12 protein-coding genes are annotated in these 11,419 nt (G+C 47.4%); 8 read left to right on the forward strand and 4 right to left on the reverse strand.

Translation table 11 applies throughout. The features are described 5' to 3' along the window. Positions 1–61: 61 nt before the first annotated feature. Complete coding sequence (locus QYB97_RS09455; RefSeq protein WP_301165753.1) at positions 62–1,303, reverse strand: PucR family transcriptional regulator; 1,242 nt, start codon at positions 1,301–1,303, stop codon at positions 62–64. Between the two features lie 169 nt (positions 1,304–1,472). Here QYB97_RS09455 and QYB97_RS09460 point away from each other — a divergent pair, with 169 nt between their 5' ends. The 3 genes from QYB97_RS09460 to QYB97_RS09470 all read left to right on the forward strand — a co-directional run bounded on the left by QYB97_RS09460 (position 1,473) and on the right by QYB97_RS09470 (position 4,269). Continuing rightward, entirely contained in the window at positions 1,473–3,179 is a 1,707-nt protein-coding gene (locus QYB97_RS09460) for a M3 family oligoendopeptidase (RefSeq protein ID WP_301165754.1), read from the forward strand. Between the two features lie 201 nt (positions 3,180–3,380). Continuing rightward, the gene (locus QYB97_RS09465) at positions 3,381–3,926 is read left to right on the forward strand and encodes a DUF420 domain-containing protein (protein WP_301165755.1); all 546 of its coding nucleotides are present in this window, start codon (positions 3,381–3,383) and stop codon (positions 3,924–3,926) included. A 103-nt stretch (positions 3,927–4,029) separates the two neighbouring features. Further along, positions 4,030–4,269 (forward strand): hypothetical protein, encoded by a 240-nt coding sequence (locus tag QYB97_RS09470; RefSeq protein WP_301165756.1) that lies wholly within the window; start codon positions 4,030–4,032, stop codon positions 4,267–4,269. Positions 4,270–4,524: 255 nt separating this feature from the next. Here QYB97_RS09470 and QYB97_RS09475 read toward each other — a convergent pair whose 3' ends face one another. Beyond that, entirely contained in the window at positions 4,525–5,145 is a 621-nt protein-coding gene (locus tag QYB97_RS09475) for an NAD(P)-dependent oxidoreductase (protein WP_301165757.1), read from the reverse strand. Between the two features lie 126 nt (positions 5,146–5,271). On the opposite strand from QYB97_RS09475, the gene QYB97_RS09480 reads away from it, so the two are divergent. Continuing rightward, positions 5,272–6,144 (forward strand): NAD(P)-dependent oxidoreductase, encoded by an 873-nt coding sequence (locus QYB97_RS09480; protein ID WP_301165758.1) that lies wholly within the window; start codon positions 5,272–5,274, stop codon positions 6,142–6,144. Between the two features lie 32 nt (positions 6,145–6,176). Beyond that, positions 6,177–6,554 carry an SLAP domain-containing protein gene (locus tag QYB97_RS09485; protein ID WP_301165759.1) on the forward strand — a complete coding sequence of 126 codons (378 nt, stop codon included), beginning with the start codon at positions 6,177–6,179 and terminating at the stop codon, positions 6,552–6,554. Between the two features lie 51 nt (positions 6,555–6,605). Here the strand turns inward: QYB97_RS09485 and QYB97_RS09490 are convergent, their stop codons facing one another. Then, on the reverse strand, positions 6,606–7,103 hold the full coding sequence (locus QYB97_RS09490) for a YajQ family cyclic di-GMP-binding protein (protein WP_301165760.1): 498 nt from the start codon (positions 7,101–7,103) through the stop codon (positions 6,606–6,608). 170 nt (positions 7,104–7,273) lie between these two features. Between QYB97_RS09490 and QYB97_RS09495 the strand changes: the two genes are divergently transcribed. Together QYB97_RS09495 and QYB97_RS09500 are read left to right on the forward strand one after the other, a co-directional pair. After that, positions 7,274–8,071, forward strand: a complete 798-nt coding sequence (locus QYB97_RS09495; RefSeq protein ID WP_301165761.1) for an alpha/beta fold hydrolase — start codon at positions 7,274–7,276, stop codon at positions 8,069–8,071. Positions 8,072–8,167: 96 nt separating this feature from the next. After that, a complete protein-coding gene (locus QYB97_RS09500) occupies positions 8,168–8,461 on the forward strand; it encodes a YrhK family protein (RefSeq protein WP_301165762.1) in 294 nt (97 codons plus the stop codon). Position 8,462: 1 nt separating this feature from the next. On the opposite strand, the gene QYB97_RS09505 is transcribed toward QYB97_RS09500, so the two are convergent. Continuing rightward, on the reverse strand, positions 8,463–9,215 hold the full coding sequence (locus QYB97_RS09505) for a MurR/RpiR family transcriptional regulator (RefSeq protein WP_301165763.1): 753 nt from the start codon (positions 9,213–9,215) through the stop codon (positions 8,463–8,465). 205 nt (positions 9,216–9,420) lie between these two features. Between QYB97_RS09505 and QYB97_RS09510 the strand changes: the two genes are divergently transcribed. Continuing rightward, positions 9,421–11,379: a fructose-specific PTS transporter subunit EIIC gene (locus tag QYB97_RS09510; protein WP_301165764.1), complete on the forward strand. Its 1,959-nt coding sequence runs from the start codon at positions 9,421–9,423 to the stop codon at positions 11,377–11,379. The last annotated feature ends 40 nt before the right edge of the window (positions 11,380–11,419 follow it).

Below are 11,419 nucleotides of genomic sequence, written 5' to 3' on the forward strand. Positions count from 1 at the left end.
ATTTCTTTGTGAGGAAAATAAAAAAGAAAGAGAACCATTTGTGAAATTTCACAAATGCTCCTCAATAAAAAAGACGCTGTATTTGTAAATCAAGATAAAGCATCGTTTTCTGGTTCGTATTTTTAAAATCAATCTGGCCGACCTCGGCGATCCGTTTCAGCCGGTAGGTCAGGGTGTTCAAGTGGATGTGCAGGATGGCTGCCGTCTGATGCGTGTTGGAGCCTGCTGACAGATAGGTGTCGAGCGTTTCGTACAAATCGGTTTTGTGGAGCCGGTCATATTCCTGCAATTTGGCAAGTGAGGGATTGCGGTAACGGCTTGCCTGCTGCTGTTCATGGATCACATCGAGAAATTGATAGATGCCAAGACTTTCATAGCCAAAAAGGTCTTCCACCCCTTCTGAAAACCGGTCTTTGATTTTGATCACCTGCTGAGCTTCCTTAAAGCTTTTTTCAGTAAGCTGATAGGTCGAATACACTCCCCCAAAGCCGGCGGTAATTCCTTTTACACCGAACCGTTCAGCCATCTGCTGCGTAAAGGAGCGGATGAATTCCTGAAGGATGTCACGAAGTTCCTCTTTTCGTGAGGAGGTGACAAGCATGATCATCTGGTTTTCATCTGTGGCTGTCAGCTGGGCTTTTACACTTTGGTTAACGGAAGTAATATAGCTTACGTTTTTCTCGAAAGCCGCATCGATTTCCTGAGGGAATTGAAAAATGAGTACAGAGACCGGTGAACCTGGCATGATTCCAAGCTCTCTTAAACTGCCGAGAATCGCTTCCTCAGTATTCATATGTCCGGTTAACAGTTTCCAAAAGAACTCCTGAAGGCTCTCCTGTTTACGCCGTGAACCGGTGTAGTGCTGCAGCAGCTGGTTTTTGGCCGATTGGGCCGCCATCTTCAGAAGTCCCAGCTCTTCTTCTGCAATATGCCGGTCAACCTCAAGCGCCCAGATGTAGCCAAGAACTTCTTCGTTTTTGCGTATGGAGACGGCTACCCGGTCGCCGAGTCCCACCTTTGAAATGGATGAGATACGAAGCGGTTCGTCACTCGACTGCAGGCGGGGAATCACTCCGTCCCTCCAAAGGCTGTTAATGACCTTTTCCGGTACACGGCGTCCAATGATGGTGGCGATCCGTGCAGGGTCTGTGCTGTCTTCATGTGTGCTGTATGCCAGCAGCCGGTGATTGGCATCTTCAATCGTCACCGGGCAGTGAAGGACTTCACTGATGGTATCTGCCAGGCTTTCGAGACTTCCGAATGTCCCCTTGAATGGATCTTTTGAATGAGAAAAAGAATTCATGCGCTACGCTCCTGTAAAAATGCTATTATCTCTATGATAAAACACCTGCAGCTGTAGAAACTAGTTTTTTTATTATTTACCAAAGGATTCACTTCCAACAGCTTCTCCAAAAAAGGAAAAAGCAGACGTTTTGTAGAAGTTAGGGAAGGTAGAGAAAGGGGAAGATCAGATGAAATTTAGTCAGTTTGAGTATAAACGCCCTGATATGAACCAGCTTCAGCAGGATTTTCATGAAAAGTTGAAAAGGTTTGAGCTGGCGCCGTCTTTTGAGGTCCAGGATCAGCTGTTGACGGAGATCGTATCGCTCCGCAACCATTTTGAAAGCATGCAAAATATCGTACATATTCGTTATACAAGCAATACAGAGGATGCCTTTTATAAGGAAGAACATGATTTTATGGATGAAAATGGCCCGCTTTATCAGGGGCTGGTCAGCGACTTCTTCCGTGCGCTCGTGAAGTCCAACTATCGAAAAGAACTGGAAAGCCGTTGGGGGAAGCATTTATTCAACCTGGCGGATACAGAATTAAAGACGTACTCCCCTGAAGTGCTGGAGGCTTTGAAACAGGAGAACCGGCTAAAAAGCCAGTATGTGAAACTGGCCTCTTCCGTTCAAATCGAGTTTCAGGGAAAGAAGAGAACACTTGCCCAGTTGACGCCGTTCACTCAGTCCCCGGACAGAAATACAAGAAAGCAGGCGGTGAAGGCGCAATTTGGCTTTTTTAATGATCATAAAGAAGAGCTCGACAGAATCTATGATGAACTTGTAAAGGTGCGTACCACCATCGCCAAAAAGCTCGGGTTTTCAAACTTTGTGGAGCTTGCGTATAACCGGCTGAACCGGACCGATTATGACAAAAACATGGTAAAGGTTTTCCGTGACCAGGTTAAAGAACATATTGTTCCGTTCTGCAATACGCTGCGTGAAAAACAGCGGGTGCGCATTGGCGTGGATTCTCTGAAAATATATGATGAATCCTTCAGCTTCCCGGAAGGCAACCCGAAGCCAAAGGGAGATGCCGAGTGGATCGTGGAACAGGGAGCAGAGGTATTCAAGGAGCTGTCGCCTGAAACGGATGAGTTTTATACCTTTATGGTGGAAAATGAACTGCTCGATCTTATGGCGAAGGAAGGAAAGGCGCCAGGAGGGTATTGCACGTATATCAGCGAATACCAGTCACCGTTCATCTTTACCAATTTCAATGGCTCACAGGGTGATGTGCGGGTGTTGATGCACGAAGCGGGCCACGCCTTCCAGGTCTACACGAGCAGGGGCTACGAGGTGCCGGAATACCAGTTTCCTACGCTTGAAGCCTGCGAGATTCATTCCATGAGCATGGAGCTCATCACCTATCCGTGGATGGACCGCTTCTTCGGAGGTGATACCGACCGTTTTCTGTACGATCATCTGACCGCAGCCGTGAAGTTCATTCCTTACGGAGTGGCCGTGGATGAGTTCCAGCATTTTGTGTATGAGAATCCGGATGTTTCGCCACAGGAACGAAAACAGGAATGGCGCCGGCTGGAGAATAAATATTTGCCGCACCGGGATCATGACGGTATCCCGTTCCTGGAAGAAGGCGGGTATTGGCAAATGCAGACGCACATCTACCGGACTCCGTTCTATTATATCGATTACACGCTGGCCCAGGTTTGTGCCCTTCAGTTCTGGAAACGCTCGAGGGAAAATTATAAAGCCGCATGGCAGGATTACCTGGAGCTTTGTGAGCAGGGCGGCAGCCTGCCGTTTACCGAGCTCGTGAATATCGCCGGGCTGGTATCTCCGTTTGAACCCGGCTGTGTCGAATCAGTCATGAGTGAAGTGAGAAGATGGGAGGCGCAGATTGACGACAAAACATTTTTGCAAAAAGCATAGTGTTTGAGAACATCCCCTGGTTTTTGGAGCCGGGGGATTTTTTCATGAATAAGACTGAAAAGGACTTCTATCACACGGAAATTTGTAGTTTTTTTGACAGATGGTTCAAAACCCCTGTTTCAAGGGGGAGTTAGCTTGGGGTTTGTTGTCTACAATGGTAGAATAGGAAGCGATATTAGATGATATTAGGAGGGCCAAGCCATGAGCGACCATTCGAATTCTGAAGTGAAACAGAGAAACTATACGCCTCTTGTAATCGGGCTTTCGATAGCGATTAACGTTCTTGTAGTTATACTATTTTTCCTGCCGGCCTACAACGGACATGTGGCATTTGATGTTCACTTACTGCCGAGGCTGAATGCGATTTTTAACAGCTTTACCTTTGTCTTTTTGCTTGCGGCATTGTTTTTCATCCTGAGAAAGAATATTAAAATGCACAAGCGTTTTATTTACGCGTCCTTTACGACTACCTTTTTATTTTTACTTTCGTATGTGACGTATCATTATCTGTCAGAATCCACCAGCTACGGCGGAGAAGGGCCATTGAAGTACATTTACTTCTTTATTCTGATCACTCACATTATCCTAGCTGCATTGATCGTCCCGCTTGCTTTGTTTACACTAGCCCGCGGATTGAACATGCAGGTGGCCAAGCACAAGAAAATCGCCAGATGGACCATGCCGCTTTGGCTGTATGTCAGCTTAACCGGTGTTATTGTTTATTTGATGATCTCCCCGTATTATTAAGAAGCAGGAACGCTCCTGCTTCTTTTTTTACATAAAAGAACCGAATAGCTTTGATGGAAACGGGTAGTAATAAGAATGAATCCGAAACAAGGAGGAATAGAACATGAGCGATCAGCAAAAAACGGAAGATGCCATACTGTATATCAAGGACAGCACGTCTTACAGCGAGGAAAACATCCGCCTCGTATTGAAAGAGGAAGGCCATTATTTTGAATTGCAGAATGCCGATGTCGACATGGATGATCTCGTTGATTACCTGACCAGAAAGACCAATCTTACCGAGCTTGAAGTGAATGATATTTTGGAAAAAGAGCTCCAGTATTTCGAGGAAACAGAAGAGTAAAACCAAAACAGCCCGGGCAGGAGAACCTGTCCGGGTTGTTTTATTTTTTTATTTCTTCCTGTCTGCTTTGAAGAATGTAGTATAAGGCTTCATTGTCGGTTGATTGGAGTGCAAGGTGCGAGACTCCGGCAGGAAAAGCGGGACAGATGAGACCCCGCAGGAGCCTGCGACGAGGAGGCTCAGCGCCCGCCTGCGGAAAGCGAGCATCCTGGAACGGAAATCAACTGCTAGAAGCAACTCAGATTAGCTGCTAATTCAATAAGCTATACCAACTCGGGAATGCAGAAATTCTTCTGATGCCAGCTGAATGTAGGCAAAATGTGCTGTATCTCCCGTGCTGATCTGCTTTCCTTCAAGAGGCAGGTAGTCCTTTTCCGTGCGGTAACTGCCAGTAATCGGGCCGTCCGGCAAATAGGTCGGACAAACAATGGTCCAATCCAATGACGATTCCTTGATGGCAAGATACGCCTCATGATGCTCGCGTGCGGCACGGGTCAGTTTCCGTTTGGATTCACTGGATTGGTAGCGAAGCAGATCAGGCTCAGTCCGGCTGTTCAGGATACCTGCTGTACCAATCGTCAGCAGCCGCTTGCTGCCGCGGTCCTGCATCGCTTTGATGACAAGTGGAACAGTATCCGTAAGGACCGTTCCGCCATCAGTACCGAGCGCGCTGATTACCGCTTCACAGCCTTCGATGGCCTGTTCGATATCTTCTTTTACCGTTGCATCCCCACTATACACCTGCAGCGCAGTTAATTCGGGCGGAAGCTTCTCAGGGGTCCTGACAAGAACATTCACCTGATGTCCGTCTTTGGCCGCGAGCAGGGCGATTTCGCTTCCGACACGGCCTGTTGCTCCCAGTATTAATAATTTCAATGCATACTCCCCCTGTCTGTTCTCTTCCTTTTACCATACTTGAAGAGAGCTTTGTTTAGCAAAAGATTAGTATGTTATCTGTATATTCTCTATAATGAAACCAAGATAAAAGAAGGAGGATGAAGCATGAGCGAGAAACAGACAGTTGGTTTTGTGGGGACAGGCGTGATGGGAAAAAGCATGGCCTCCCACCTGCTGAAGGCAGGACATCCGGTACATATTTATACGAGAACAAAGGAAAAAGCAGAGGAATTGATTGGGCAGGGAGCACAGTGGAAGGAGACGGTTGCGGAAGTCGCACAAACCTCTCAGGTCATCATTACCATGGTGGGCTATCCATCGGACGTGGAAGAGGTGTATTTCGGGGAGAACGGCATCCTTGAAAACGCGGCGCAAGGGTCTTATCTGATTGATATGACGACTTCAAGCCCGCTGCTTGCACAGAAAATCGATGCCCGCGCGAAGGAATTAAGCCTTCATGCGCTGGATGCCCCCGTATCAGGCGGAGATGTGGGAGCCAGGGAAGCAAGGCTTTCCATCATGGTCGGAGGCGAAAAGGAAGATTTTGAAGCGGTTTTGCCTGTTTTTGAACGGATGGGGCAAAATATTGTCCATCAGGGTAAAGCGGGTGCGGGCCAGCATACGAAAATGTGCAACCAAATTGCCATTGCCTCTGGGATGATCGGTGTTTGCGAAGCCGTAATTTATGCCGAAAAAGCGGGTTTGGACCCAAATACGGTATTGAAAAGCATTGAATCCGGAGCGGCGGGAAGCTGGTCGCTTTCGAATCTGGCACCAAGGATCATAAGCGGAAACTTTGAACCTGGATTTTATGTAAAACATTTCATTAAAGACATGAAGATTGCGCTCGAATCAGCGGGTGAGATGGGGATCTTAACACCCGGCTTGCAGCTGGCCAAAGATCTGTACGAAGAACTGGCCGAAATGGGTGAAGAAAACAGCGGCACTCACGCGCTGTATAAACGCTTGAAAGCCTGAAAGGAAGCACAGCAGTCAGAAGGAGGAAACGTATGCAGCGTCTGATCTATGAACGTGCATGGGACAAGACCATTGCAGAGCAGGATCGCACAATGATTGAGGAAATTTTTAATGAGACGTTGGAAGAGAACGAGCAGAGCGTTGCGTTCCCGCTCATACGTTCCGCCTCAAACCATAAAGGAGACCTTCTCGTTACGTGCCTGATCCATAACTTTGGCAGCGGTCCGTTCGCCATAAAGGATACAGTGTTTGCGTATAGCGAGGACGGTGTGCTGATCGCGGAAATGGCATTTACCATTCCGCAGGTTCAGCTGCCTCCTGAAACCAGCATGCCCTGGACCTTTATCTTTCCAAAGGCTTTACTGAAAAAGGAACCGGCTCATGCCGGTGGCAGGCTGGATTTTAAATAAAATGAAGCATAACGTAAAGAACCCGGAGCACAAGGCCTCGGGTTCTTTCTTTTAGCGATAATTAATGAACTGCACGTCAATCGACAAATCAGCCTCGCGGATCGCTGCGATGATCTGTTGAAGATCATCACGGTTCTTGCCGGATACCCGCACCTGGTCATCCTGCACCTGGCTTTTCACTTTAACACCGGAATTTTTGATGATCGTGTTGATTTTTTTGGCGTTGTCTTTGTCGATGCCCTGCACCAGCTTGGCACGCTGGCGAACAGTTCCGCCGGATGCCTGCTCGATTTTGGAGTAATCAAGGTTTTTAAGAGGAACGTCCCGTTTGATCAGCTTGCTGATCAATACGTCCTTCAGCTGCTCCATTTTGTACTCATCATCGGAAACCAGTGTTAGCTCCTCGCTGCCTTTGTCCAGGGAAATGTCACTTTTGCTTCCTTTAAAATCATAGCGGGTTTTGATTTCTTTCATCGCGATGTTTATCGCATTGTCCACCTCGGAAAGGTCGATCTTCGAAACAATGTCAAATGAGCTTTCTTTACTCAATGGATCCGCCTCCTTTATGTAATCTATCAATCTTCTATACTCCTATTATATTAGCTGACAATAGTTTTGACAAAATCCTGTAAAAATATAACGGGGCCCGGGAGGTTTCTTCTGTGCTACAATGAGCCTGTTAAATGAATTTCCTATTCGACAGGCAGCTGGAGGTATGCATGCTTCATTATAAAACCTATCTAAAGAGTCCCAATCACGAGTGGATCGTCTTTGTGCATGGCGCGGGCGGCAGCTCTTCGATTTGGTATAAACAAATACGCGAGTTCAAAAGAGAATTTAATATTCTTCTTTTGGATCTGAGAGGCCACGGGCGTTCCAAATCCAAACGATTGTTGTTTCGCAGCTATTCGTTTCAAAACATCAGCGAAGATGTGCTGGAAGTCATGGATCACCTCGATATTTCACGCGCTCATTTTGTCGGCATTTCGCTCGGTACGATCCTTATCCAAACGATTGCGGAAATGGAGCCGTCCCGTGTCCGGTCGATGACACTGGGCGGAGCGGTCATGAAGCTTAATCTGCGTTCCAGGCTGCTGATCCGGTTGGGAAATGCCGTAAAAGCCTTCGTTCCGTTTATGTGGCTGTACCGGCTGTTCGCCTGGGTCATCATGCCGAATAAGCATCACGAACACTCAAGGTCCCTGTTCATCAGGGAGGCAAAAAAATTGTGTCAGAAGGAATTTAAGCGATGGTTTACCCTCACCATGCGGATTAATCCTTTTTTAAAGGACATGAGAGAAAGGGAAGCTCCCGTACCCACTCTATATATCATGGGAAAAGAAGATTATATGTTCCTTCCCGCCATCCAAATGATGATTGGCCGAAAAAAGTATTCCAGCCTCCTTGTTTTGAAGAATTGCGGCCATGTCTGCAATGTAGACCAGCCAGACCGTTTTAACAGCGAGGTCCTCGATTTTATAAGAAAGCATTGTTCTGTTACGGTTTCTGTATCTTAATCGCATTTATAAAAGTCCGGATATCCCGGGCTTTTTTTATTAGAGGTGAGTTGGGGTAAACAGTAGAGAACAGGAATGAAGAAAGGTGTGAACAGGTTGCCAAAATTAAAAAATAAAGAAGATTATCTTAACCTTGAGATTGGAAACTACGAAGTTTGGGTGCGGAAAAGGTATAAAACCCTCTACACCCTTAATGACTTTATGATTGGACTCTGGTTTTTGTCCGGAAGCATCCTTTTTCTTTTTGAATCGACCCAGACAGTGGCGGCCTGGCTTTTCATTGCCGGCAGCCTTCAGCTTGTTATGCGCCCGGCCATTTCCCTGGCCAATGACTTTCATGTCAAACGGCAGGCTGAAGGTATGGACAAAGCAAGAAGGGACAAACGGTGAGTTATCCCTTCTCCCCTACCTTCTTCAGGTAGGTCTCAAACAGCAGGTCGATCAGCAGCATGAGCGAGGAACGGGCGGTAATATCGTATCCAGCGAACTGAACCCTCTGTACCGTAAAGCTGAGGCTGTTTTTAACCAGGCCGCTTAGTGATGAATCGGGGGAATTCGTAATGGCGGCTGTATCTGCCGGAAGATAGGACAGCTTTTCCGCTGCCTGAAGGAGTGTTTTCGTTTCTCCGCTTGATGAAATGAAAATAATCAGGTCCTGCGGTTCAACCATATTGGGCAGCAGGTCAATCATATGCGATTCATAGGTGTAGTGTGTCGGTTTGTTGGTCTGCATCAGGAGCTTGCTGAAGTATTCAGCCATCATCTTGGAAAGGCCGACCCCGATCACGATTACTCGTTTGGCGTTTCTCATTTTTTCTGCCGCATCCTCCAGCTGTGAACGCCGGATCGTTTCAAACGAAGAAAGAAATTCCTCCTTGTACCTCGAAAGCGGATCCACTTTTTCGGGTGAAACGGTATAATCCTTCGATTTTAATACATACTTTAATTCAGAAAATCCCTCGAGGCCCAGTTTATGTGACAATCTGACTATGGTAGTGGTACTTACGTTGTTTACCTTTGCTATTTCAGTCAGGGACAAGCTTTTCGCTTTGTCGAGGTGCTGGTCCATATAATAAAATGCCTGCTTTTCAGTAGGGGTCAACCCGGAAAGCCTGCTTCCGAAATAATCCGCTAATTTCCCCATCGTTTGTGCCTCATTTCGCGTGTTCTTTTTTTCAGTATAGCATGTCTCTACTCACCTTATTCAGACGCCTGCCCCGGTGGCGGTCTGGCATTCTGTACAAATGTACAGTGACTGTACAAAGAAAACGCTCCCATCTGTGTTACAAATGAGATATAGCATTTATGTAAGTGGTTTCATCATCAGGGAAGACAAGGAGTGAGACATCGTGGATTTAAAGAACATGACACGTTCTGGCTTAGTGATATTTGACAGTAAAGCACAAACAAAGGTTCAAGTGCTCGATGAGCTTGTTTCTGCTTTGGATAAAGAGGGAGTTCTTTCCTCTGCAAAAGATTTTATGGAAGCGGTTATTAAAAGAGAGGAGATTTCCGCAACGGGATTGGAACGAGGGCTTGCCATACCCCATGGCAAATCGGCATCGGTAAAAGAAGCCATGTTTGCTGTAGCCCGTCTCGACCAGCCGATCGGCGACTGGGAAAGCATTGATCCTGACAACAAGGTGCAGCTTGTATTTCTTCTCGCCATTCCAGAAGCTGAAGCAGGAAGCACACATTTAAAAGTGCTGTCTGAACTCAGCACACGCTTAATGGACGAAAAATACATGGACCGGCTCATGGCCGCACGTTCACCAGAAGCCTTTTTGGAGGCCCTCGATCAAACGGACGAGGAGGCGCCAGAGGCTGAGCGGCCATTTACGAAAACGGTTGTTGCCATTACAGCCTGTGCAGCGGGAATCGCGCACACATACATGGCTGCCGAAGCGCTTGAAAAAGCAGGACGGGAGCTGGGTGTGCGGGTTCTGGTTGAAAAACAGGGAGCCAACGGGCTGGAGGATGAGCACAGCAGGCAGACCATTCAAGAGGCAGATGCCGTGATCTTTGCGACGGATATCGCCCCTAAAGGAAAAGAACGATTTGCCGGCAAACCATTTGTTCAGACACGGGTTGCAGAACCACTCAGACGGGGCAAGGAATTGATCCATAAAGCGCTTGAAAACCCGGATGGAGTGATTGATGGCCAGGCGGATTCAGGTGCAGCAGCAGAAACGCAGCAGAGCGGCGGTTTCTTCAAGGATATGGTGCAGGCCGTCATGACGGGAATTTCCTACATGATTCCGGTCATTGTGGCGGCGGGGCTCATGGTCGGTATTGCCAAACTTGGAGCGATGCCTTTTGGGCTCGTTAATGAGATCAGTGATCCGAAGTATGCCAAGCATGCCAACGATTTGTATGTCATTCTTCATTATCTCGACCAATACGGAGCGATGATTTTTAAATTTATGTATCCTATTTTCGCTGCATTTGTTGCCTATTCGCTTGCCGACCGGACCGGGCTTGTAGCCGGATTTATTGGCGGTGCCTTTGCAGCAGGATTGCATTTTACATTTTGGAACAATCCCGACGGTGTGCCTTCAGGATTTTTCGGAGCACTGATTCTTGGGCTTGCGGCGGGGTACATCTGCCGTTTCTTAAACAAAAAAGTAAAGCTGAACAAGAATTTCCAGGCGATGAAGCCGATGTTTATTATTCCGGCTGTCAGCGTACTATCGATTTTCCTATTGAATTATTTTATCGTTGATCCGGTGTTTGGCGGATTGAACGTACTTTTACGCGGATGGATTGAATCCGCACAAGGATCAGGACAGGTCGTATTGGCCTCCATTATTGCAGCAGCTACCGCATTTGACCTTGGAGGTCCGATCAACAAAGCGGCAGGAGCGATTGCCATCGGTCTTGCGGCAGACCATGTCTACCCGCTAACGGCGCGTGTGCTTGCTATTGTTATCCCGCCGATTGGACTGGGATTGGCAACGGTTATTGATAAGTATGTGGTTGGACGACGCGTATTTGACCAGGATTTGCGGGTGGCAGGAAATACGTCACTTATACTCGGCTTTATTGCCATCAGTGAAGGCGCAATTCCATTTATGCTTCGCAATCCGGTCATTACCATTCCTATTAACATTCTGGGAGCAATCATTGGATCAAGCACGGCCGTATTGCTGGGTGCTGTACAATGGTTCCCGCTGCCCGCAGTCTGGGGCTGGCCGCTTGTAGAAAATCTTTGGGCGTACCTCATCGGCCTCGCTGTCGGTGCCGCCTTTATCGCTTTTGCCAATATTTTTATCCGATTTGCTCTTTTGAAACGCAAAGAGAGAGCGTAAATAGATGAGGGGTTCTTCTTAGCTGATAAGATGATCCCCT

Source organism: Fictibacillus fluitans (assembly GCF_030418125.1).
GTDB lineage: Bacteria > Bacillota > Bacilli > Bacillales > Fictibacillaceae > Fictibacillus_C > Fictibacillus_C fluitans.

Bases quoted from the DNA above. Each gene is read 5' to 3' on its own strand.
- QYB97_RS09455 (WP_301165753.1), bottom strand. From the start codon at position 1,303: ATGAATTCTTTTTCTCATTCAAAAGATCCATTCAAGGGGACATTCGGA.
- QYB97_RS09460 (WP_301165754.1), top strand. From the start codon at position 1,473: ATGAAATTTAGTCAGTTTGAGTATAAACGCCCTGATATGAACCAGCTT.
- QYB97_RS09465 (WP_301165755.1), top strand. From the start codon at position 3,381: ATGAGCGACCATTCGAATTCTGAAGTGAAACAGAGAAACTATACGCCT.
- QYB97_RS09470 (WP_301165756.1), top strand. From the start codon at position 4,030: ATGAGCGATCAGCAAAAAACGGAAGATGCCATACTGTATATCAAGGAC.
- QYB97_RS09480 (WP_301165758.1), top strand. From the start codon at position 5,272: ATGAGCGAGAAACAGACAGTTGGTTTTGTGGGGACAGGCGTGATGGGA.
- QYB97_RS09485 (WP_301165759.1), top strand. From the start codon at position 6,177: ATGCAGCGTCTGATCTATGAACGTGCATGGGACAAGACCATTGCAGAG.
- QYB97_RS09495 (WP_301165761.1), top strand. From the start codon at position 7,274: ATGCTTCATTATAAAACCTATCTAAAGAGTCCCAATCACGAGTGGATC.
- QYB97_RS09505 (WP_301165763.1), bottom strand. From the start codon at position 9,215: ATGGGGAAATTAGCGGATTATTTCGGAAGCAGGCTTTCCGGGTTGACC.